The sequence below is a fragment of the Actinosynnema sp. CS-041913 genome (assembly GCF_050942485.1).
GTDB lineage: Bacteria > Actinomycetota > Actinomycetes > Mycobacteriales > Pseudonocardiaceae > Actinosynnema.
Window position 1 is genome coordinate 6,101,787 of the sequence record NZ_CP192037.1, and the last position, 22,877, is coordinate 6,124,663.

The 22,877-nt window shown below is 71.3% G+C and carries 17 protein-coding genes; 10 read left to right on the forward strand and 7 right to left on the reverse strand.

All coding sequences use genetic code 11. The annotated features are described in order from the left end of the window. The first annotated feature begins 173 nt into the window (after window positions 1-173). Together ACQPZF_RS27430 and ACQPZF_RS27435 are read left to right on the forward strand one after the other, a co-directional pair. Window positions 174-2,123: an ATP-binding protein gene (locus tag ACQPZF_RS27430; RefSeq protein ID WP_433261657.1), complete on the forward strand. Its 1,950-nt coding sequence runs from the start codon at window positions 174-176 to the stop codon at window positions 2,121-2,123. Between the two features lie 100 nt (window positions 2,124-2,223). Then, window positions 2,224-2,361, forward strand: coding sequence for a hypothetical protein (locus ACQPZF_RS27435; RefSeq protein ID WP_433261659.1), 138 nt, complete (start codon window positions 2,224-2,226; stop codon window positions 2,359-2,361). A 395-nt stretch (window positions 2,362-2,756) separates the two neighbouring features. Here ACQPZF_RS27435 and ACQPZF_RS27440 read toward each other — a convergent pair whose 3' ends face one another. The 5 genes from ACQPZF_RS27440 to ACQPZF_RS27460 all read right to left on the reverse strand — a co-directional run bounded on the left by ACQPZF_RS27440 (window position 2,757) and on the right by ACQPZF_RS27460 (window position 13,091). Continuing rightward, window positions 2,757-4,319, reverse strand: a complete 1,563-nt coding sequence (locus ACQPZF_RS27440) for a hypothetical protein (protein ID WP_433261661.1) — start codon at window positions 4,317-4,319, stop codon at window positions 2,757-2,759. A 660-nt stretch (window positions 4,320-4,979) separates the two neighbouring features. Then, the gene (locus tag ACQPZF_RS27445) at window positions 4,980-9,044 is read right to left on the reverse strand and encodes a TIGR02680 family protein (RefSeq protein ID WP_433261663.1); all 4,065 of its coding nucleotides are present in this window, start codon (window positions 9,042-9,044) and stop codon (window positions 4,980-4,982) included. Continuing rightward, window positions 9,041-10,273: a TIGR02678 family protein gene (locus tag ACQPZF_RS27450; protein ID WP_433261665.1), complete on the reverse strand. Its 1,233-nt coding sequence runs from the start codon at window positions 10,271-10,273 to the stop codon at window positions 9,041-9,043. The genes ACQPZF_RS27445 and ACQPZF_RS27450 overlap by 4 nt, the downstream gene beginning before the upstream one ends. Next, window positions 10,270-11,823, reverse strand: a complete 1,554-nt coding sequence (locus ACQPZF_RS27455; protein WP_433274717.1) for a TIGR02677 family protein — start codon at window positions 11,821-11,823, stop codon at window positions 10,270-10,272. Before ACQPZF_RS27455 ends, ACQPZF_RS27450 begins: the two co-directional genes overlap by 4 nt. A 38-nt stretch (window positions 11,824-11,861) precedes the next feature. Beyond that, window positions 11,862-13,091: a TIGR02679 family protein gene (locus ACQPZF_RS27460; RefSeq protein ID WP_433261667.1), complete on the reverse strand. Its 1,230-nt coding sequence runs from the start codon at window positions 13,089-13,091 to the stop codon at window positions 11,862-11,864. A 162-nt stretch (window positions 13,092-13,253) separates the two neighbouring features. Here ACQPZF_RS27460 and ACQPZF_RS27465 point away from each other — a divergent pair, with 162 nt between their 5' ends. The 7 genes from ACQPZF_RS27465 (at window position 13,254) to ACQPZF_RS27495 (ending at window position 20,761) form a co-directional block, all read left to right on the forward strand. Then, window positions 13,254-14,564, forward strand: coding sequence for a serine hydrolase domain-containing protein (locus ACQPZF_RS27465; RefSeq protein ID WP_433261669.1), 1,311 nt, complete (start codon window positions 13,254-13,256; stop codon window positions 14,562-14,564). 366 nt (window positions 14,565-14,930) lie between these two features. Further along, entirely contained in the window at window positions 14,931-15,086 is a 156-nt protein-coding gene (locus tag ACQPZF_RS27470) for a hypothetical protein (RefSeq protein ID WP_433261671.1), read from the forward strand. Window positions 15,087-15,225: 139 nt separating this feature from the next. Further along, complete coding sequence (locus ACQPZF_RS27475; RefSeq protein ID WP_433261673.1) at window positions 15,226-15,642, forward strand: hypothetical protein; 417 nt, start codon at window positions 15,226-15,228, stop codon at window positions 15,640-15,642. Further along, window positions 15,639-15,965: a hypothetical protein gene (locus ACQPZF_RS27480; protein WP_433261675.1), complete on the forward strand. Its 327-nt coding sequence runs from the start codon at window positions 15,639-15,641 to the stop codon at window positions 15,963-15,965. Before ACQPZF_RS27475 ends, ACQPZF_RS27480 begins: the two co-directional genes overlap by 4 nt. A gap of 223 nt (window positions 15,966-16,188) precedes the next feature. Beyond that, window positions 16,189-16,395 (forward strand): DUF5988 family protein, encoded by a 207-nt coding sequence (locus tag ACQPZF_RS27485; protein WP_433261677.1) that lies wholly within the window; start codon window positions 16,189-16,191, stop codon window positions 16,393-16,395. Between the two features lie 58 nt (window positions 16,396-16,453). Continuing rightward, window positions 16,454-17,875, forward strand: a complete 1,422-nt coding sequence (locus tag ACQPZF_RS27490; RefSeq protein ID WP_433261679.1) for an acyl-CoA carboxylase subunit beta — start codon at window positions 16,454-16,456, stop codon at window positions 17,873-17,875. A gap of 147 nt (window positions 17,876-18,022) precedes the next feature. After that, entirely contained in the window at window positions 18,023-20,761 is a 2,739-nt protein-coding gene (locus ACQPZF_RS27495) for a LuxR C-terminal-related transcriptional regulator (RefSeq protein ID WP_433261681.1), read from the forward strand. 55 nt (window positions 20,762-20,816) lie between these two features. On the opposite strand, the gene ACQPZF_RS27500 is transcribed toward ACQPZF_RS27495, so the two are convergent. Both ACQPZF_RS27500 and ACQPZF_RS27505 read right to left on the reverse strand, forming a co-directional pair. Next, window positions 20,817-21,014: a ferredoxin gene (locus ACQPZF_RS27500; protein WP_433261683.1), complete on the reverse strand. Its 198-nt coding sequence runs from the start codon at window positions 21,012-21,014 to the stop codon at window positions 20,817-20,819. 5 nt (window positions 21,015-21,019) lie between these two features. Continuing rightward, a complete protein-coding gene (locus tag ACQPZF_RS27505) occupies window positions 21,020-22,243 on the reverse strand; it encodes a cytochrome P450 (RefSeq protein ID WP_433261685.1) in 1,224 nt (407 codons plus the stop codon). Between the two features lie 169 nt (window positions 22,244-22,412). Here ACQPZF_RS27505 and ACQPZF_RS27510 point away from each other — a divergent pair, with 169 nt between their 5' ends. Beyond that, on the forward strand, window positions 22,413-22,820 hold the full coding sequence (locus tag ACQPZF_RS27510) for a nuclear transport factor 2 family protein (RefSeq protein WP_433261687.1): 408 nt from the start codon (window positions 22,413-22,415) through the stop codon (window positions 22,818-22,820). Window positions 22,821-22,877 lie beyond the last annotated feature (57 nt).

Consider the following 22,877-nt stretch of genomic DNA (forward strand, 5'->3'; position numbering starts at 1 on the left):
TGGTGCAAGCAGGGATCGTGCATGGCGACGTGCACCTGCACGCTCCACTACGACCGCCCGAAACGGGGGTGCCGTGCCAACTGCCCGCTGCACCAGGGGTGTTCGCTGGACGAGCGGCGGAGTTGGCCGCGCTGGACCGAGTCCTAGCCGCGGCTGATCCCGCGGCGGGTGCGATGGTGTCGATCTCTGCGATCGGCGGAGCTGGGGGGATCGGCAAGACCTGTCTCGCTCTGACCTGGGCGCACCGCAACCTGGTCCGGTTCCCCGACGGGCAACTGTTCGTCGACCTGCGTGGATTCAGTCCTACCGGGCCGCCTACCGAACCAGCGGACGCCGTGCGGGGATTCCTCGCCGCATTGGGCGCCGACCCTGACCACCTTCCGCGGGGTCTCGACGCGCTGGCCGCGATGTTCCGCGGCCTGGTCAGCGGGAAGCGGATGTTGATCGTGCTGGACAACGCCGCCACCGTCGACCAGGTGGTGCCGCTGCTGCCCGGCGGTGCGACCTGCACCGTGCTGGTCACCAGCCGCACCAGGCTGGCGTCCCTCATCGACCGCCACGGAGCCCGTCACCTCCCACTGGGCGTCCTGACCCACAAGGAGGCACGTACCGTACTGGCCGCGCGCCTTGATGAGGCGCGCGGCGACGCCGAGTCCGACACGGCCGACGAGTTGATCGAGCTGTGCGGACGCCACCCGCTGGCGTTGGCGATCACCGCCCGCCACGCCGCCATCCACCCCACCATCCCGCTGGCCGAGATCGCCGCCGAACTGCGCGACCTGGGTCTGGACATGCTCGACCACGACACCGACCCTGCCGCCAGCCTTCCCGCCGTGCTGTCCTGGTCTCTGCGCCGGCTCACCGACCAGCAGCGGACGGTGTTCGCGCTGCTCGGCATTGCCCCCGGCCCGGACACGGATCTGTCCGCCGCCGCCTCCCTCACCGGCCTGTCCGAGGCTCAGACCCGCAAAGCGTTGCGCGCCTTGGAGGATGCCTCACTGCTCGACCGGCACCCGCACGGCCGCTACACCATGCACGACCTCATCCGCGCCTACGCAGCCGCGACCGCCCACGGTCACCTCCCGGATTCGGTACGCCGAGCGGCGCTGGAACGGGTGGTGGACTTCTACCTGCACACCGCCCACACCGCAGACCGCCTGCTCAACCCCCACCGCCCGCCCATTTCGCTCGATCGACCATCACCCGGCACCCACCCGCAGCCGCGGCTGTCCGACGTCCAGACCTCACTGACCTGGATGGACGCCCACCACCCCCACCTACTGGCCGTCCAACACACCGCCGCCGCCCACCGCCGCCATCGCGCCGTCTGGCAGCTCGCCTGGGCCCTGACCACCTTCCACCAGCGGCGGGGGCACCGACACGACGCGCTCACCGTGTGGCAGGCCGCCGCCGACGCAGCGGACCGCCTGCTCGATCCCGCCGCCCGTACCCTCGCTCAGCGTCGTCTCGGCCACGCCCACGCCATGATGGGCGGGCACGAGCAGGCAATCACCCACCTGCACCAGGCCCTCGCCCTGGCCGAACACCACCACGACCTCGCCCAGCAGGCTCACACCCACGACGCACTCGCGTGGGCCTGGGAGCGCCGGGAGGACTACCGACAGGCACTGGAGCACGGCCGCCAAGCCCTCGGCTTCTTTCGTGCACTCGATGACTCGGTGTGGGAGGCCGTCGAGCTCAACGCCGTCGGCTGGCTGGCCGCCCGCCTGGGCGACTACGACACCGCCCGAGAACACTGCCTGGCTGCCCTCACCCTGCACCGCCGCCACCACGATCCCCAGTCCGAGGCGGCCACCCTGGACAGCCTCGGCTGGATCGACCACCACACCGAGCATCACCGCCAGGCCATCGACCACTATCAGCAGGCCGTTCTGCTGTACCGCACGGTCGGCAACACCGCCGAGGCCGTCGTGGTTCTGGACCACCTCGGCCACTCATACGCTGCTCTCGGCCAACACCACCAAGCCCGCGAAGCGTGGAGGACAGCCCTCGACCTGTACCGGCAACAAAGCCGCGACGCCGACACCGAACGCGTCCAACAGCAACTCGACGACCTTCACCACGCCAGTCACGACACGATCGCCCCGAATCACAGCCACTGACCGCCAACGGTGCATCCGCATCGTCATCGAATGCGACGGCCGCCGGCACTACGCCGATCCAGCCACCGGACAGGCCGACCCGCGCCGGTATGCCGGCATGATGGCTGAGGACCGCGAACTGCGACTGCGCGGCTACGAGGTCTACCGCTTCGGCGGCAACAAACTGACCGTCGTCTTCACCAACCGCCACCGGCTCTACACCTTCTTCGGCCGCCTCGCCGAGCCCTACACCACCTGACCCTGGTCTTGTTGTCCCGCGGGCGCTCCAGGCTTGCGCCGGTGGAGGTGGCCTCAGCGGTCGAGGACCGACGAAGGGCAGTGGGCGTTGGACGTGGCCGGGCGGCCGTTGCACCGGGGAAGGGGCGGTCGAGCGCCCACGCCGGTCTAGGCGATGTGGGGTTCGAGTGGCGGCGGACGCTGGCCTCGGCGACGTTGCGGGGTATCGGTCGGGATACGCGGGTCGTCGTGTCGATGCTGTGAAAATAGCGAGACGTGCCGGTTCCGAGATGAATCCCGATGGCCGATGCGACATCGACCGGTCGGGCGGTTGTACCCCCGCTCTTTAAGCGCTCCGCGCAGTGGCTCAGTGGGCGCTGAAAATCATGCGGCAGGGCCGGGATGTCCGTCAACGGGTCAAGGCAGAGAAGTTGTCTGAGACTTGTGTGTGCGGGCCATTGGGATGGCGAGGGGGAGCAGTAGACCTGTCCCGGCCGGAGTGGCGAGCGGGTCACGGAGTGGGTCGGTTGGAGTCGGGACAGGCGCGATGTCGGCGAAGGCGCCGGACAGGGCCGCTGCCGTGCGCAACCGGCGGTTGAAGCGGTCGCTGAGGTTGGCGTAGCCGTCGGTTTCCGTGGTGTGGGCGAAATCTGTTCGGGCAGAGGTTGCCAAGCCGCGGTCGCGCGTGACGGTTGCATAGAGCAGGGTGATGTCGTGGGCCGCCAAGATGCGATTGGGTTTGCCGGTGTGATGGGCTAGTTCGAGGAACCGATCGAGTTGGGCTTCCAGCCGCGAATGTCGACCACCCGAAGTCACCGACAGTTCCAACACGTCCGGTCTCGTGCTCTTCACGAGATCGAGTTCGAACATGCGGCGCGCGGTGGTGAACCGGATCTCCGACACGTCCGACAGTCGGTCGGCTTCCGCCAGCATGCGACGGGCAGGACCGTCCGCATGTCCGGCTCGGCCGGACATCGCCAGCGTGACCACAATCTGTGCCAAGGCGCCGTGCGTCGTCGTCAGCTCGTCCTCTGAGTCGGTGCTCGGAGGGAAGTGCAGAGCGTGTCGCACCGCCCGCATGAAACAGGACAGCGCCGCCTCGTAGTGGCCGAACATCTGAAGGATGTGGCCGCGTCCCTGCAACCCTCTCCGCACACGCGGATCGCCCACGCCTGCAAACCGCTCGGCATCATTCTGCAATGCCTGGGCGAAGCGCAGCGCGGACACGTGTTCGACTTCCATCGCGGCGTGATAGCTCAGGTGCAGATACGACAACCAAGCATCCACACCCGCCGCGGCGACATCCGGAATGAGCCGGGCCGTATGCGCCAGCAGTACCGGCAGCACGTCTCGCTGTTTGGCGATGATCACCTGACGAAGTTGTTGCAGTGCTACCTGCGGGTCGTCGGCCAGTTCGATTCCGGCGCAGTCCGTCAGAGGACGTGGTATCCCGGTGCTCAACGGCGGGTGGTGCAACAACGTAGCCAGCCACCCGCCGACGCGACTTGCATCACGGTATCTTCTGTCCTTGTGCCGGTCGAGGTAGAGGCCGCTTTTGCGCAACGACGGCTGTCGGTTGCGCGCGTACGACGTGAGCGCGTCGAGTGCGCGGGCCGGCTCAGGCATTGTGAAGCTGTCGCCCTGTGCGGTGAGGAGCAGTTCATCGTTGCTCAACTCCGGTGGCGGCGGTCCTGCCAAGCCGTCGACGGCCAACGTGTCCAGCAACCCCGCCACGATCACGTCGACCGCTTTGATCCGCCGATGGGCCTGTCGACTCGAGATGCCGAGCAGACGGGCGGCGTCCGCGACCTTGGTGCGCAAGCCCCGCAACCCTGAAGTCTCCACCCACAGCCACACTTCGGGCGCCGAGAGGTTCGCAGCAACGCGGTTTCGTACGACGAGCCACGTGAGCCCGGCCCGTAAACGACCGGCGCTCGCTCGACCGACAAGCCGCTGGACCGCAGCGGGCAGTCCGGTCACCTCGCGATCGTCTGCGTCGCGCAACCGCGCCGACAGTGCCGCACGGAGTGCCCTGACCTCGTCTGCTCGGATACGCCCCACACGGTCAGCATGCTGGACTCAGAGGCGCTGGAGTCCGTCATGTCGCGGTTTCGCGAAGTTGTCGCCACCGGCCTGTTCGTCCATGCCCATCGGTGATGCGGTGGGCTCGCGGCAGTGATCGGGCGAAGCGGAGAGGGCACATGGCGATGTCGATCGCGAATCGGCAATGGCAGGAACTGCACAACACAGTCGGTCGAAGCGGCGGCCCGACAGCGCAGGTTGGTGTCGTACACGGCGGCTTGCATCTCCACACCAAACAAGTCGACTCCCGCCTTGCACTCCTGTTCGCGGCGCTACTGCTGGCTTGTTGCATAGTGCTGAGAGCATGAACCTGCGGTCCGTGCCCTGGCCCTGGCAGCCGCGGCGATCGCCGTGCCGGACGGTTGGCCGCGGCTGTGCGGGGACCGTTGGCGCCGATCTGTGGGCGTGGCGGCAGCGTCGGCTATCGGTGGGGCCGGAGGATCGGCAAGACCTGGCTGGCGTTGGCGTGGGCGCACCGGAACCGCCCGACACGTGACACGGCCGGAGAGTGCGGTGATGTGGGTTCGGGGTGCGCCCTGGGACCGCGTCGGAACGCGCTCATGCGTCCTCTTCCGCTTCTTCGTCGACCACCTCGGCGCCGGTCCACACGAATCGGGCCGTGGTGACGGCGTCGTCGCCGTCCCCGCCGCTGATGAGCTGGTGGATCGCGATGCCGTCCAACTCGCGGTAGGTGCACCACTCGTGGTCGGAGGTGAGCACCAAGTCCAGGTCGAGCGCCGACAGCAGTTCGAACACTTGGCCGCGGTTGATGTTGTCGACGCCGACGAAGACCTCGTCCAGCAGGATGATCCGCGGTGCACCGGCGACGGCTTGGTAGTGGGCGGCCACCGCCGCGAACAGCGGCAGGTGCAGTGCGATCGCCTTCTCGCCGCCGGACAGCGCCCCGTGGAGCTTCTTGGTCAGGGGTTGCCAGCCCGCTCCGTTCATGCGGTCGACCTTCACCACGAACCGGTGCCAGGAGGTGTAGTCGAACACCTGCCCCAACTGTTGCTCCCAGTTGGCGGCCGTGTCGTCGCCCTTGGCCTGTTCGACCCGGTCGCGGAAGAACCGGTGCAGCGACTCGCGGTCCGTCTCGGTCAGTCGCACCGGGTCCTTGAGCAGGAGGTCGCGTGCCGCTTTCGTGCCCGCCGACAGTTCTGGCGACACCTCCCACACCAGCCGCACCGCCACCTTCGACGCGGTGCGCACGCGCTCCAGGCGGGCGTTCATCCCATCGACCAGCTCGTGCGCCTGGCGTATCCGGGCGGCGAGGTGGCGGCGCGTGTCCCCGGTGAGGGTCCGGTCGAACAGCTCGCGCTCCTGTGCGGTGATGTCCTCCCTGCTGCGCTCGGCGTCGGACCTCAGCAGGTCGAACAGCGCCGAAGCGCCGATCCTCACCCCGTCCACCATCGCGGAGAAGACCTGGACGTCCTCGTCGGAATCGAGTTCGAGGTCGGCCCGGCCGCCCAGCACCTCGCGGGACGCGTGCACCTCCTCGGCGAGCCGGTGTGCGGCGTCGCCGAGGTTCTTCGGCGAGTGGGGCAGCGTCGGCCACGCGGCGGCGATCGACCTCGCCGCGTCCAGCGCTGCCCGGACGCCACCGGACGCCGTGAGCACCCGCCTGAACGCGGTCGGGTCGTCCAGACCGCTGTCGGCCGGGAAGCTGCCGTCCGCCAGGTGCCGGAACCGCGCCGCGACCTGGTCGCGCACCTCGGTGGCACGGTCGCGGTCACGTGCGTCGTTGGCGCGTTGGGCGGTGAGCTCACCCAGGCGCACCGCCAAGGCGGCTATCTCCTTCCGGTTCGTGCCGACGTGCTGTCTGAGCGTCAACAGCGTCTCGCGCAGGCCGGCGAGTTCGTCCAGCACCTGCCGGTAGTCGACGCCGATGGTGCCTTCGACGGCGTCCAGCTCGCTGTCGAGTCCGCGGGCCACGGCTTCCGCGTCGTCCGCCTCGTCCTCGCGCTGCTCGGCGGCGAGCCTGGACCGCTGGGCCTGCTCGGCGGTCCGGTCCGCTTCACGACGTGCGGTGAGCAGCGCGGCGTGCTCGTCGATCCACGCGTCGGACGCGGTCCGGAAGGCGTCCACGGCGGTCGCGACGGCGGTGAGCGCGTTCCGCTCGGTGGGCAGGCCGTGTTCGGCCGCCGTCGTGGTCAGCGCGCGCAAGGCTCGGTCCACGCGCTGCTCGCTCTTCGCCAGGCCGTCCAGCGAGCGCCGGACCACGCCGTCGGCGCTGGAGACCGCCGCATCCGCCCTGGTCAGGGCCTCCAGCGTCGCGTTCGCGTCGGCGTGGTCTGGCCGGGCGCGCCGGTCGGCTTCGACGTCCGACCTGCGTGCGGCCAGCGACCGCAACGCGGCCGTGTGCGTCTCGATCAGCTCTTCCGACGCGGTGATCCGCTCGCGCAGTTCGGTCAACCGACGCTGCCGGGCCCGTTGCCTGGCGAGTGCGCCGATGTGCGCCGCCTCGTCCTTGCGCCAAGTGCCGCGCAGGTTGCCCATGCGCCAACCACCGTCGGCGCCGATGGCGGCCGGGTGCGTGCCGGGCGGGCTGTCCCCGTAGGCCACGCCACCGAGCAGGTGGGCGACGACATCGGCGGCCACGGGCGTGTCGACCTCGGGCACGAGGACGTCGGCGAGTGAGCGACCCGGCGCCGGCGGCACGGCGCCGGGCACGGCGAACGTGTCGTGTCCGATGACCGCTCCGTCGTGGCCGACCCAGGCGTCCAGGAGCCCGGACGCCTGGAGCGCGGCCTCCACCGAGGCGCGGACGCCGTCGGGCACGGTGTCGGCGAAGCGGACCAGGCGCCACAGCGGCGCGCCGGTCATCGTCCCGCGGTCCGCCGTGCGCGTGTGCGGCGGCAGGGGAGGCAGGTCCTCCTCGGCCAGCAGGCGCCGGACCTCGTCGCGCAGTGCGTCCCGATCACGTCCGGTGTTCTCCAGCGCCGTTCCGACGAGGGTCTCGTCCCTGGTGATGGCGTCCAGCACGCGGCTCGCGGCGGCATCGGTCTCGGTCAGCACGGCGGTCTCCGACGCCGCGAGACCCGCCAGTGCCCCGTGGTCGGGGAAGGCGAGCTCGCGGCAGTCCGCCGCCCACGCCAGGATGGCGGCCCGCAGCTCCACGAGCGCGGCCTCGCGCCGGTCGGCGAGTTCGGCCCGCCGTTCGGTGGCGGACGCCAGGGCCTCCCTGGCCTCGTCGAGCGCCTGTTCCGCGCCCCGCCGGCTGTTGACCGCCACCTCGTGCTCGTTCACCGCGGCGCGTACGGCCTCCACCTGCTCGGCACGCGCCTGCACCGCGGCGCGCAGCAGGGTCCGCGACCGCGAGGGGTCGGCGAGGGCGCGGGTGATCTCGGCGTGCACCGAGGCGAGACCGACGCGGGCGGCGGCGGTCGAGGCGCCGTCGGCCAGCGCCCCCGCGGTCGCGGCCCGTGCCCCGGCGTGCCGGGTGGCGGTGTCGGCCACCTCCGCGTCGGCCTGGGCGGCTTGGCGGTGGCGGGTCGCGTCGGCGCGCCTCTTCCCGGCGGTCGCACGGGCCTCGCGCACGCGGGTCCGCAGCCGGTCGAGCTGTTCGCCCTTCCGGTACGCCTCGCTGCCGGTCAGTCCCTGGATGCGCCCCTCCGTCTCGACGGTGCGCTGTTCCAGCAGCTCGCCGCGTTCCTCGGCCTCTTGTTTGCGCTGCGCGGCGCGGTGGTGCTCCTCTTCCGAGAGCTTCGCGGCGTCCGCCAGGTTGCCCAGCTCCGTGGTCGCGGAGATCAGCCTCGCTGCCGCGGCGCGCAGCACGCGCTGCGCGTACGCGCGCTGCCTGGCTTTGAGGTGCTGCGCGGCCTCCACCTCCGCGTCGAGGCGTTTGAGCTGTTCACGCTGCCGGTCCAAGCGCTCGAAGCCCTCCGCGAGGTCGCTGATCTCCGCCTCGCCCAGCGGCGGCAGCGCCTTGGACAGCAACGTGGACAGCAGCCCGGGGTCGAGCCGTTGCGAGAGCTTCGGCGTGCGGAGCTGGAGCAGGGCCGTGATGAGCGCGTCGTAGCGCTGCTCGCTCAACCCGGGGAACAGGGTCGAGCGCACGGCCGCCCGGTGGTCCGCCGCGTTCTGGTGGAGCGTGCCCCGCTCGCCGAGCGCGGCCTCCAGGGCTTTGGTGGTGAGGGGCGCGCCGTTCGGGTCGGTGAGGGCGAGGCCACCCGGCACGCCGATGCGCTGCCCGCTGGTGAAGTAGTCCGGGTGCACCGCCGTGGTGTGCCTGGTGGCGGCCAGCCGCGCGCCGCACGTGAACCACCTGTCCGGCGAGCCGTCCGCACCGGGGAAGCGGAACTCCAGCCACACGTACCCGACCCTGGTGGCGCCGGTCGCGCCTTCACCCATCAGGTTCCAGTGCATGGTGCGCTCGGACGTGCCGAACGTGGAGAGCCGGTTGGCGCGCAGGTTGGCGTCGAACAGGAACGGCAGGAGCAGTTCCAGCGCCTTCGACTTGCCGGTGCCGTTGGGACCGCGCAGCAGCAACCGTCCCTTGTGGAACCGGAAGACCTCGTCGTAGTAGCGCCACACGTTCAGGATCCCGGCGCGGTGCGGCACCCACCTGGACACGTTCCGCTGCCCGGCGCCGACCTCGGCACGCGGCAGTTCGGTCACCGTCATGTCTTGTCCTCGACCTCGTCGGCACTCGTTCGGGTCACCGCGTAGCGGGTGGCGGCGGGCCGGGCTCGCACGACACCGCCGTCGAGCCGGACGAGGCCGAACGCCCTGAGCACGTCCAGCGCGTCGGCGACCAGCCGCGTGGCTCCGTCCTCGACGCGGTAGCCCTTGGCCCAGTTGGGGAAGCGGCCGAGCAGCGTTTCGGCCTCGGCGTGCAACTGCTCGACGGCGACCGGTCCGGCTCCGGCCGTGATCACGTCGAGCAGCAGCAGGGCGGCGACCTTGGCGTTGCCGGAGTCGTCGGGGAACCGGCTGTCCGTGGCCACGCCGTCCGGGTCGACCAACATGACGCCTTCGGCACGTTCCTCCACCAGGAACCCCGCCTGGTCGGCGGCCCGGCGCAGGAGCTGCCCACCGGTCGGTGAAGACAGGTAGGCCAGTTCCGCGGGCGTCAGCTCGTCGCGGTGCACGACCGGGTCGTCGACCAGCTTGCGGAACACCGAGTGCCGCAGCCACAGGTTGCGCTGGACCTCGGACCCCGGCTCGTCGGCATCGCCGTAGCGCCGTTCGCGGGACAGCCGGGTCAGCAGCTCCGGGAAGCGCAGCGGCACCTCGTCGGCGGGGACCGCGACCTGCGACGCGCCGACCGGGGCCGCCAGCAGGCGCATGAGCAGCGTCGCGTCCACCCGGTAGAGGACCTTCGCGTCGGCGGAGTCCACGAACGACTCGGTGGCGCCGTCCACCACGTCCACCGCGCCGACGGACTCCAGCAGGCGCAGCGCGTCGACGAACGCCATCCGCTCGGCGCGGCTGGACGTGTCGAACGGCGGCAGCGCCGGGTCCGCGGCCGACGCCTGGGCGACGCGGTCCGCCAGCAGCCCGACCGTGGTCACCGGGACCGCCATCAGCTCGGCGGCCACCACGCACAGCAGGGTGTACCGGCGGCGGTCGAACGGTGCCCGCCCGGTGCGGTGCCGTCGCGCCGGGCGGGTGGGGTCGGTGGCGACCCGGACCTTGGCCAGCCGCGCGTACCCCAGACGGGGTTCGACGATCAGCGACCACCCGCAGTAGTAGTCGAACCACTTCTCGACGGGTTCGCGCCGCCTGCGCACGAGGTCGAAGGCTTCGGGTGCGGTCCCGGCGCCGATCAGCGGTGTCGCCAGCAGCAGGCGGATCGCCCGCGCGACCTCCTCGCGCTCCGCGATGACTAGCTGGTTCGCCAGGTTGCTCATCCGGTCGCCGCTCCTTCGGCGGCGCCCCGTGGCGGCCGTGCCGCGCGACCACCCGGTGTGCGGATCTCGACGTCGTAGTCCGGGCCGGTGAGCACGCCGCGCGGTGTGCTGAGCACGGCCTGCTCCCGGTGCGCACCAGGCGGCTTCAGCAGGATCTCCACCCGGCCGTCGCCCGTGGTGGCCCGGTGGACGCCGTGCCGGTCCGGGGTCGCGGCCAAGGCCCGCCCGAGGAGGTCGAGCAGCCGTTCGAGCACCTCGTGATCCAACCGCCCGAACTGCGACAACCTGATGCCGCCACCGGTGTCCAACCGGTCCCACGCGGCCTTCAGCGCGGCCCGCTCCGCACGAGCCGACTCGGCGCGCGCGGCCTTGACCGCGGCCACGTCGCGCACCCGCCCGGTGCGGCTGAACCGCTCGGTCCGCCCCGAGGTGCGCAGCAACGCCGACACCTCCACCGGCGGCGCGTCGGCCCACCGGGCGGACGACCCCACCAGCTCCGGGTCGGGGTGCCCGAGGTGCGCGTGCCGGGCCGAACCGAGCCCGAAGGCGGTCGACCACAGCAGGTGCAGATCCTCCTCCCCCGGCGCGACCGCGAACCAGCGCGCCAGCTCGCGGAAGTCGGCTGCCGCACTGGTCGACCTGCGCCTGGACTCGGTGATCCGGTCGAGCACCTGCAACAACGCGATGATCGCCCGCCTGGCGACCACGAAAAGCTGCTGCACCCTGGGCGTGCCGCCGTCCACCGGCAGGAACCACGCGCGCAACCCTTCCCACCTGGCCCGGCGCAGCTCCAACCACGCCACCCCCGGGTCGTCGCCCGAGGTGGGCGGGAGTTCGGCGCCGACCAGCGCGCGGTGGTGCAGGAGAGCCACCCCGCCGGCCTCGACCAGCCCGACCCGGTTGGCGATGGCGTGCGCCCGCTGCTCCAGGTTCGTGGTGAACTCCTGGAGATATGCCACGGTCGCCGCCTTGACCTCGCGGAACGTCTCCTGGTCGGCTCCCTCCGCGCGCAGCAGCCGCTGCAACTCGCCGTTGAACTGCTTGGTGTTGCCCCGCAACGCTTCCAGGTGACCCTCCAGCTCGACCAGCGTGCTGAAGATCCGGCGATCCGGCACCCCGGGATCACCCAGGTGCGCGACCAGCTCACCGAGCCGGTCCGCGATCGCGTCGAGCACGGCCGTCTGGAGCGCGCCCGTCGAAACCAGCACGCCCATCGCGTGCACCACACCGGCCAGGGCGGCTTCACCGCGCTTGGTCAACGAGTACTGGAGGTTGCGCCGCTCGTACTCGTCGGCGGTCCGGTAGTTCTCGGCGTGGTTCTGGGTGACGTCGAGCAGCCGCCAGTCGCGCAGGCTCCCGAGCGCTCCGGTCAGGTCCTTGTCGTCCAGCGGGTCGAGCCACCCCACCGAGCGGAGCCTCGCCCGCACGTCGTCCAGCCCGAGAGCGGTCTCCAACCGCTCGTTGGCCTCACCGAACGCGTGCAGGATCGCCACGTACAGCTCGGCCCGCTCGCCCGTGGTGAACCGGAACATCTCCGGCGGCACGCGCATGGCCTCCAAAGAAGCCCTCCTCCCACCGGTCGGGCACGTTACGGCAGACCACCGACATCCCGGCCGCAATCATCGAGTTCGTCCAGCAGTCGCGGGGTGACCCGTTCCTCGGGAACCGCCAGCCCGTGGTCGCGCATCGCGCTCGCCAGCCCGCCGTCCCACGGTGCCTCGGTGACCCGCCCCACCGGCGTGCCGACGCGCGTGCCGCCCAGCGCCAGGAGGTAGTCGTCGGTGGCCATGCGCCACGGCGTGGCCCCGGTCCGCGCACTCACGTGAGCGGCGATCCGAACGCCCTCGCCGTCGAAGTCACCGTGGTAGCGCAGAGCGGACCCGGCCGCGGACAGTCCCCGCAGGAGCGCGATCACGGCGCTGTTGGGCCAGCCCGACGTGCACACCAGCGGTGGGCACGAGGCGCCGAACCGGGCCACCGCCACCGCGAGCACGCTCGGGTTCTCGAACACCCACACGTCCCGCGGCGCCCCGGCGAACGAGGTGGCCCGGACCTGCGCCAGCGTCAGCGCCGCGACGTGCCCCTCGTCGGCGCACACCCGCAGCAGCCGACCGCCGACACCGCCCAACCGCAGCCCGGCGGCGAGGACCACCGACGACAGCTCATCCTCGACCACCCCCGCGCGCTCCCACAGCGCCCGACGCTCCTGCGCGTCCCCGGGCAGGTCGACACCGTGGATCACCGCCAACGCCCGCAGGACCAGCCCGGCGCACCGTGTTCCCTCGTCCAGGGCGTGCGGATCGCCGAGCACGTCCTCCGCCAACACCGGCAGCGGCACACCCGCCGCGGGCAGCCCACCGACGACCCGCAGGGCCCGTTCGAGCACGTCCCGGGTGCGCTCGACGGAGCCACCCACGAGCCCGGCCGGCCGAACGCCGTCCACCCACTCCAGCAAGGCCGGCTGGGCGCTCACCACAGGGTGCCCGCGCAACCACGTCCACAGTTCGGACCGCGCGCCGGCCGCGAGCGCCCGCCGTGCGGCCCGGTCGTCGAGCGGTCCTCGTAGAGCCACGACGACCTCTCGCACGCCCGCTCCCACCGACTCCCGGAGCAACTCGTCCAGCCCGTCCACCGACACCGTCGCGTACTCGCCCGGCAGGCGATCGTTCCCCAGCAGATCGGCCACGGCCGACCGCTGCTCGTCGTCCAGGGGACCGACCTTCACCCGGCTCACCCGCTGCCCCGACGACAGCCGGTCGTGCACGGCCTTCCACAAGGGCCCCAGGGCGGCGGAGTCGAGCCCGTCCAACGAACGCACGACCCCAACCCTGCCACAGCCCACCTTCGCGGACTCCGGCCGGGACGACGGGCGCGTGTGGCGCCGTAGCCTCGGTGGGACGCGCGCGCTGAGAGGCGCCGAGTGGAGCGGAGCGGGGAATTGGCTGGTCGAGCGCGAGCCGTTGGTGAGTGGCTCGGCGAGGTGCTACCGGAGCTTGCGGCTCGGAATGGCCTGCCTGGGGCCCAGGTGGCTGTGCTGGTGGACGGGGAGGTTGTCGATGCTGCGGCCGGTGTGCTCAACCTGGCCACCGGTGTGCCGGTGACCGGTGACGCGTTGTTCCAGATCGGCTCGATCACCAAGGTGTGGACCGCGACGCTGGTGATGCAGTTGGTGCGCGAAGGCGTGGTCGACCTGGATCGGCCGGTGTCCGAGTACCTCGACGGGTTCCGGCTCGCCGACGAGGTCGCGAGCAGAACCGTGACCGTTCGGCAGCTTCTGAGCCACACCGGGGGTTTCGACGGGGATATCTGGACCGACACCGGCCGCAACGACGACGCGGTGCGGAAGTACGTCGAGGCGCTCGCCGATGCCGTCCAGTTCTTCGCGCCCGGTGAGCGTTTCTCGTACTGCAACAGCGGCTACGTGGTGCTCGGCAGGCTCGTGGAGGTGCTGCGCCGCAAGTCGTACAACCGCGCGCTGCGCGAGCACCTGATCACACCGCTCGGCCTGGCCCATGTCGCGACGTGCGTCGATGAGGCGATTCTGGCCCTGCCCGCGGTCGGGCACGAACGGGCGCGGTCGGACGCACCGCTTGAGCCGGTGAAGAAGTGGTCGCTTGTGCCGGCCGCAGCTCCTGTTGGTGCGATGCTCGCGATGAGTGCGCGTGATCTGCTCGGCTTCGTCCGGCACCTTCTCTCGACGCCCGGGTACGACGCGATGCGAGAGCCTCAGGTCGAGGTGCCTGAGCCCGGGTTGGTCAACGGCCGTTGGGGGCTCGGCTGGTCGCTGCCTGACTACGGCGGGCCTGTCGTGTTAGGCCACAGCGGCTACACGATGGGGCAACGTGCGTTCGTGCGCGTGGTGCCCGATGAGGGTGTCGCGGTGGCGATGTTGACCAACGGCGGTGATGTGTTCCCGGTGTTCAGCGAGGTGTTCGGGCACTTGCTGAACTCGTTGGCGGGCGTGCGCCAGCCCGAACTTCCCTCTCCTCCGGCGAATCCTCGGCCTGTCGACGCGAACCGGGCTGTCGGGACGTATCGGTCCGCCGCAGGTGACTGGGTGGTGAGTGTGGACGCCGACGGTCGCGCGTGGGTCAGTGTGTCGTCGTCGGATGAGGACGAGGATGACGAGTCGTTCGAGTTGGTCGCGCTGAACGAGGACGCGTTGATCACCCTGATGCCGCAGGAAGGTAGGCACGTGGTGTACGGCCTCGGCGATGCCGATGCAGCGGGCCGCGCCCGGTTCTTACGGTTGACGGGGCGGGCGGTCGTCCGCGATTACGTCAGCGGATAGTGGTTTTTGACGTGGGCACTCGATCTCCGACGTGGTCACCAGTGACGTTGCCGATTGGCGCTGACGGGCATGCACGTGACCGGACAGTGGCCTCGTTCCCATCGCGCAGTCGCCGCCGGTTGGGTCGTCCCGGAGCCGAAGCCAAGCTCCTGCGGCAGGATTCGCTGGATGCCGGCACGCACAGGATGCCTTGCAGACACAGCCGATCGGGAACCGGCATGATCCACATTGACCGTGCTCGACGCCACCACGGTGATCATTTTTGTTGGGATCGGCAAGCGCCGCTTTAGCCCTCCTCCGGATGATCGGTCGGACCAACCGGCCACTGGAGAGGGAACGGCATGCGTTCCACGACTGAGCCGACGCGTGATCATCGCGGGAGCCGGGGCGGCCGGTCTCATGCTCGCCGCCGAGCTGAGCATGGCGAGCGTGCCGGTGCTGATGCTGCCCGAAGGGCCGGCTTGGGAGCGGGAGGCGTTGTGCGCCGAACTGGTCGACGGGCACCGCAGGCGGACGGGGTGATTGACGAGGTGGTCCGGCCGGCCGACACCCGGTGCCGGCTGGTGCGGGCGTTCGGCGAGGCCACCGCCCGCGCCCCCGGGGCCCGGGGCGATCACGGGAACGTCCCGTTGTGACCGGCGGGTCCGCGACGGGGCGGCGCGTGGTCGCGTTGATTGACGACCGCTCGTGCAGCCTGGCCACGGTGCGGCACGGTGCCCGGCTGGTCGGCGTCGGCGGCGAGCCCCTGCTGGTGGTGCTGCGGCTGCGGCGGGCGTTGCCGTGGCTCTCTGGCGGGATGGCGCCATTCGTGTCGTGGGACGACGAGGTGGAGGCGGAGTCGTTCGAGCACGCCGCAGGGGTGCTCGCGCCTACGGGCGTCCCGTGGGATTTCCGGGCGGTGTACGACCTGGCGCGGTTGGAGCTGCCGCGTCCGGCCACGGTGCTGGTCGCCGGGCACCACCGGCTCTGGCGGCGGCCGTGGCCGGCGGGGGTCCGGGCGATGGGCCCGTGCGTGGTGGTGGCCTGTGACCGGGGCTCCGGCGGCGAACGCCGGGCGCACGAGGGGATGTTGCGATGACCGGGGTCCGCGATTTCTCGTTCGGCGGCCCGTTGGACGCCGAGGTCGACCCGGCCTACGCGCGGCTGCGCCGGCACGAGCCGCCGGCGCGGGTGCGGATGCCCTACGGGGCCGAAGGGTGGCTGGCCACCCGGCACCAGGACGTGCGCACCGTCCAGGCCGTGGCGGTGGAGGCGCTGCTGCGCCGCCTGCCCGGTGCCCGGCTCTCCGGGCGGCCCCGGCGCGGTGGAAGACCGGGATGCTGCTGCGCGGCCCGGTTGCCCTGCCGGTCACTGGACCGGGCCGCGGGCCGCCCCTTAAGCACCGCGCAGGCGGCGTTTTAGCGCCCTGCCCGAGGCTGGTCCCGGCCTGGGTCGACGAACGAGGCGGGAGCGGCCCCATGGAACTGGCAGGGCAGCGGGTTGTGCATCGGCGGCACGTCGGGGATGGGGATGGACGTCCGCGACGCCTACCTGCACCTGATGCGCAGCGGCTGCACCACCGGTTCGGTCCTGCGGCTCGACGAACCACCGAGGACGAATCCGCCGACCACACCGAGGAGCGCGAATGCCGAACTTCGACGTAATCCTGACCGGAGGCCCGGACCACCTCCCGCGACAGCTCCGCTTCCAGCAGGTGCAGAAACTGACTGACAAGATCAAGCTCAACTTCGGAGCCGGCTACGAGCACTTCGTCCGCGACGAGACGAACCCGGTGGACGAGGAGGGCGTCCCGATCTTCCGCTGGGTCGGCCGAACCGCGATCGCGGAGTGATCCGGCCAACGCCGGCGCGCGCAATCGATGCTTTAGCAGCGGTGGTCACACTGCCACCATGACAGCACTCGACACGCGGGGCCCGTCCGCCACCGTTGCCGATCCCCGTGATCCGGTCGCCCGTCTCGAGCGCCTGCTCGACCCGGGTTCGGCCACGGTCCTGGGCAGCGCGGTGGGGGCCGAGGTCGTGGTGGCCACCGGCTTGGTCGAGGGGATCCCGGTGGTCGCCTACTGCAGTGACGCGACGACGATGGCGGGCGCGCTGGGCGCCGCCGGGGCGGGTCAGGTGGTGCGGGCGATCGAACTCGCGGTACGGCGCCGGCAGCCTGTGATCGGGCTGTGGCACTCCGGCGGCGCGAAGCTGGCCGACGGTGTGGAGTCGATGGACGGCGTCGGACGCATGTTCGCCGCCATGACCCGCGCCTCGGGGGTGGTGCCGCAGGTGTCGGTGATCCTCGGGCCCGCGGCGGGCGCCGCGGCGTATGGGCCGGCGCTCACCGACGTCGTCGTCCTGTCCACCGGGAGCGGGCGGTTGTTCGTCACGGGTCCGGACGTGGTCCGCTCGGTCACCGGCGAGGAGATCGACCAGGAGGGTCTGGGCGGCGCGGAAGCCCACGGCAGGCGGTCGGGTGTGGCACACCTGCTCGCCGACTCCGAGGACGATGCCCTCCGCACGGGCCGGGAGGTCACCGCGCTGCTCGCCGCGCCGGGGTCGGTCGACATGTCCCTGCTCGGCGAAGAGGAGGATCTACGGCTCCTGCTGCCGGACAATCCGCGCCGCGCCTACGACGTGCACCCGCTGTTGGCCCGGCTGGTGGACGGCGGGCGATTCCACGAATTCCAACCGAAGTGGGCCCGCAACGTCGTGGTCGGCTTGGGCAGGCTGGCCGGGTGCTCCGTCGGCGTGGTCGCCAACAACCCGCTGCGCAAGGGCGGCTGCCTGGACTCGCTGACCGCCGAGAAGGCGTCGCGGTTCGTGCGGATGTGCGACTCGCTCGGCATTCCGCTGGTCGTGGTCGTGGACGTGCCGGGCTACCTGCCCGGTGTCCGGCAGGAGTGGGAGGGCGTGGTGCGGCGGGGCGCGAAGCTGTTGCACGCGTTCGCCGAGGCGGTGGTACCGCGGGTCACGCTGATCACGCGCAAGGCGTACGGCGGTGCCTACATCGCGATGAACTCGCGGTCGCTCGGCGCGACCGCCGTGTTCGCCTGGCCGGAGGCCGAGGTGGCGGTGATGGGCGCGGAGGCGGCCGTGAAAGTCTTGCACCGCAAGAAGTTGGCGGCTGCCGGCGAGGACGGGCGGCCCGCCTTGCTGACCCGGTTGGTCGCCGAACAGGAGCAAGCCGCAGGAGGCGTGCGGCGGGGGCTCGCCCTGGGCGTCGTGGACGAGGTCGTCGAGCCCGCTCGGACGAGGCGACGCATCGCCGAGGCGATCGCGGCGACGCCGCCGGCCCGCGGGTGGCACGCGAACATACCGCTGTGAAGCCGCGGGCCCATCACGACCGGTCCGCCTGATTAACAGAATATCGACGATATTCACACCGGACAAGTGACCCATCAGGTAACGTGAATAGATCCACACTGCCTGCCACGGGGGTCAACGGCATTGAGGGAATCTCTGAAATCAGCCGTGCCTCGGTCGGTCCACGTCCGTGAGGCCCACCGACTGACCGCCGCACTGGACGTGGTCGACGCGACGAACGGCCACCTCGTCGAAGTCACCGGCGAACCCGGCAGCGGCAAGACCCGACTGGTGTCCGAACTCGTGGCGGCAGCCAACCGGCGTGGCTACGAGGTGTTGGTCGGGCGGTGCACCGAGCGCGAGCGGCACAGCGCCCTCCACCCGTTCGCGCACATGCTGCGTGGCCGCTCCGATCCCAGCACGTGCACCCGCCGCACACCGCTGGAAATGCTCGAGGTGTTCCAACTCATCGAAGCCATGGCCTGCCGGCGCACGCTTCTGGTCCTCGACGACTTCCACTACGCCGACGACAGCTCGACGGATCTCGTCGAGCGGTTGATCACGCTCACCATTCCGAACCTGCTGCTCGTGGTCGTGCACAGGCCGCGGCAGGCAGCGCAGCGCATGGTCGACGCGCTCGCGCACGCCCGGGAGATCGGCACCGCCGAACGAGTGGTCGTCCGGCCCCTGGGGCTGTCCCAGGCCGCCGAGGTGGTGGGGCTGCAAACCGACGACCCGCGGCTGCTGCGGCTGCACGAGCGCAGTGGCGGCAACCCGGCGTACCTGCTGATCCTGTCGCGAGCCGAACAGGCGCCACCGAACCAGCAGGCGGCCGGGCTGCTCGGTGAACTGGCGCCGCTCGACACCGACGAGCGGGCCGTGTTGAGGGCCGCCGCCGTCGTCGCCGGCCGCTTCGACATCGCGTGCCTGTCGGCGGTGGCGGAACGGAACCCGGACGAGGTGCGGGCGATCAGCTCCCGCCTGGTCGACCGCGACCTGTTCCGCACGGCCGGGGGCAGCATGACCTACGCGTTCCGCCACCCGGTGGTGCGCGATGTGGTCTACGACGACACCGAGCCCGAGTGGCGGGCGGCGGCACACCGGCGGGCGCTGGAGGTGATGCTGGCCCGGCAGGCCCCGTACGAGCAGCAGCACGAGCACGTGGAGGCGTTGCTGGGGTTGGCCGATCCGCAGTGCCACCGGCTGGTGGCGCGGGCGGCGGCGCAGGTCGGGGCGGACGAGCCGGTGGCCGTGGCCGAGTGGTTGGGCCGGGTGCTGGCGGTGTGGCCGGATGACGAGACGCACCAGGCGGATCGCGCGGAGGTGTCGCTCCAGCGGGCCGCCGCCCTGGCCGCGTGCGGGCGGGTCGCGGAGAGCTCGGCGCTGTACCGCGACACCCTGGCTGCGATGGGTTCGGCATCGCCGGAGGACCGGGCCAGTGCGGTGATCCGGTGCGTGCAGTTGGAGTGCATGCTGGGCTCCTTCGAGGAGGCGACGCACCTGCTGGACGCCGAGATGGCGCGGGTGCCCGCCGACCACCACGAGCTGCGGATCGAGTTGCAGCTCGCACAGCAGTTCATCTCGCTGGCACACGGCGGGCGCGGATCCCGGACCCGCATCGAGCACACGCTGCACATGGCCCTGCGCCACAGCGGGCCGATCAACCGGGTGGGTGCGCTGGCGGCGGCCGGGTTCGAGCGGCTGTTCACCGGCGACGTGCGCGGCGCGGCCGAGGCGGTGTCGGCCTGCGCGGCGATCGTGGACATGCTGGCCGACTCCGACCTCGGCCAGCACAGCGAGTACCTCGGCATGCTGGCGTGGACCGAGGTCAACATGGAGCGGTTCGCGGCGGCACGGCGGCACTTCACCCGGGCCGCCGAGCTGGTGCGCCGGCGCGGCACGCTGCACCAGGTGCCGACCATGCTGTTGGGGTTGAGCGTCACCGCGCTGCAGATCGGCGAGTTCGACAAGGCGACGGCCGCGGCGGCGGAGGCGGCCAGGTTGGCCGCCGGGATGGGCGCCGACCAACTGCGCGCCCTGGCGCTGGCGCGTGAGTCGACGTGCGCCTTGGCGGTGGAGCGCGACTGCGGCCGGGCGCTGGCGCTGGCCGAGGAGGCACTGGCGACCCTCCCGCGGGATAGCGTCTACGGGCGACCCGAGGCGGTGTTGGCGCTCGCCTTCGCGGCGCTGGCCGACGGCGACCCGTTGCGCTGCACCGCGTTGGTGCTGAGCCTGGGCGGTCCGGGCCTGCCCGGGGTTCCGCTGATCGACAGGGCGCTGTGCTATACGCGGCTGACCGAGGCCGCGGTGGCGCTGGGCGACCTGCCGGCCGCCCGTCGGTGGACCGGGGCCGCGGCATCGGCGGCGGACGCGACGGGACTGCGGTCGCAACGTGGGCACGCCTTGAGCGCGCAGGGGCACCTGCGACGCGCCGAGGGTGACGTCGAGGGCGCGGTGGCGAGCTATGCGGATGCGGCGGAGTCGTTTTCCGAGGTGCGGATGTCGGCGGCCCAGCTCCGGGCGCTGGTGGCCGCGGCGGGCAGTTCTCCTGTCGAGGGCGACGCGGTGCTGTTCATGGCGTTGGCACAGGAGCTGGTGGCCTCCTGCGGTGCCTGGGGCGACTACGAGCGGGCGCAGGCCGCGCACCCGGAGGCGTGGTCGGCACGGCCCGAGGTCGTGGACGGGACCGCGACCGCGGCGCTCACGTCGAGGGAGGCGGAGATCGCGTGGCTGGCCGCCACGGGCGAGCGCACGAAGGACATCGCCAAGGACCTCTTCCTCAGCCCGCGCACGGTGGAGACGCACCTGTCGCGCATCTACCGGAAGATGAACGTGAAGTCGCGAGCCGCGCTGGCCGGCGCGCTGCGGCTGGGCGCCTCCGGCGAGGACGCCGTCGGCAGGCCGTGACCTCCCGCCCCCGCGGACACCGGGTCCGCGGGGGTCGCGTCGGCCTCGTCCCGGCTCAGTCGGACGCGGTGATCGCCTGCTCCGGGCAGGCTCGGACGCCGGTCACCACGGCCTCGCGCAGGCCCTCGGCGACGTCGAACTCGCCCGCCTCGTTGAACCCGGTGGCGGGGTTGACCTCGAACACCCGCGGAGCCGTGAGCTGGCACAGGCCGTGCCCGTTGCACCGGTCGGCGTCGACGCGCACGTGGACCACGGCGCTCAGCCGATCGTCAGGTCGAGGCGGTCGATGCCCCGGACCGGCGTGTAGCGGTGCACCCGGGTCGAGCCGGGGGTCACGTGGTAGCGCGGGATGCGGGCGTGCCACTCCTCCAGGGCGACCTTGAGGATGCGCCGGGCCAGGTGCATGCCCAGGCAGCGGTGCGGACCGATGCCGAAGCTGAGGTGCCGGACGGCGTCGCGGCCGAAGTCCAGCTCGTCCGCGCGGTCGAACGCCTCCGGGTCGCGCCCGGACATGCCCCACGCCATGAGCACGCGGTCGCCGGCGCGCAGGGTGACGCCGTGTCGCTCGACGTCGCGGGTGACCACGCGCGCCGACGACCCCATGGCCTGGAACCGGATCAGCTCCTCGATGAGCAGCGGGACGCGGTCCGGCGACGACACGATCAGGTCCTGCACCTCCGGGTGCTCGGCCAGGTGGGCGAAGATCAGGCCCAGGATCGAGTTCGTGGTGTCCAGCGACGCCAGCATGGTCATGAAGGCGACGTTGACGACCTCGTCCTGGGTCAGCGGCCGACCGTCCACATCGGCCTTGAGCAGCAGGCTCATGACGTCCTGCCGGTTCTCGTGGCCCTCGCTGCGCCGCTTGTCCACCGACTCGGAGAAGAAGTCCCACAGCGGCTTGCTCGCCGCGTAGCGCTCCTCGTCGCTGGTGGCCAGCATGGCGCCCTTGCGCAGCCAGTCCTTGTGGTCCAGCAGGGCCTGGAGGTGCTCGCGGCCGATGCCGAAGTTGATCAGGAACGTCTCCGCGGGCAGCGGGATGGCGAACTCGGCGATCGCGTCGCACGACCCGCGCTCCACGATCGGGTCGATGAGGTCGGCCGCCGCCCGGCGGATCTCCGGCGTCAGGTGGTTGACCACGGCCGGGTTGAACACCGAGGTCAGGGTCTGCCGCCAGACGCGGTGCTCCTCGCCGTCGAGCTGCACCGGGATCTGCTTGTCCGCGTAAAGCTGCATGTGCGGGATGCTGACCTTGGCGTTGGAGAACACCTCGGGGTTCTTCGCGGCCCATTCGATGTCGGCGTAGCGGGTGAGGATCCAGAATCCACCCAGCTCCTCGGAGCGGACGACGGGGGCGTGTTCGCGCAGCTTCGCCCACTGCGAGATCGGGTCCTGTTGCAGCCAGGGCTGGAACAGGCTCCACCGTCGACCCAGTTCCTCGACGGTCTGCGGCGGCTGGACCACCGGGGGCTGGTGCATCGCCATGATCGGCTCCTCGATTTCATCGACACGAGTCGGCGCACAGGGTGACGGCTTCCGCTAAGCCGCGGCTTGTCGATTTCTAAAGCGGCACCCGGGACATCGGCACAGCGCCGCTTTAGATCCCGCACGTATGGTCCCGCACTGTCAGAGGAACAGGTGGGACGGGATCGGGATGACAGTGGACAAGTGGGTGGCGCAGGCTTTCCTCCAGGCGGTCGGACTGGGCGACGTGGACGCGGTCGAGGAACTGCTGGCGCCCGGCGCGACCTGGGAGGCAGCCGCGGCCGGTGACCACCCCTTCGGCGGCGTGCAGAGCCGTGACCAGTTCATGGGGATGGTCCGGGTGATCCGCGGCCAGTTCCCCGAGGGCATCCGGTACGAGGTGCACCGGGTGGTGGCCGAGGGCGGCGTGGTCGTGGTCGAGGCCACTGGCGACGGCCCGGTGACACCCGACCTCGTTTACCGGAATCGGCACGTTTTCATCCTCGAAGTGCGTGCCGGGAAGGTCGTCGGCGGGCGCGAGTACATGGACTCGGCGTACCTGACCGCATTCATGGCCGCACTGCCCCGGCCGAGCTGATCGGCGGTCTCGAAAACGGCTTCAGCCGCTGTTCCCGGAATGTGTCGGGAAACCGGG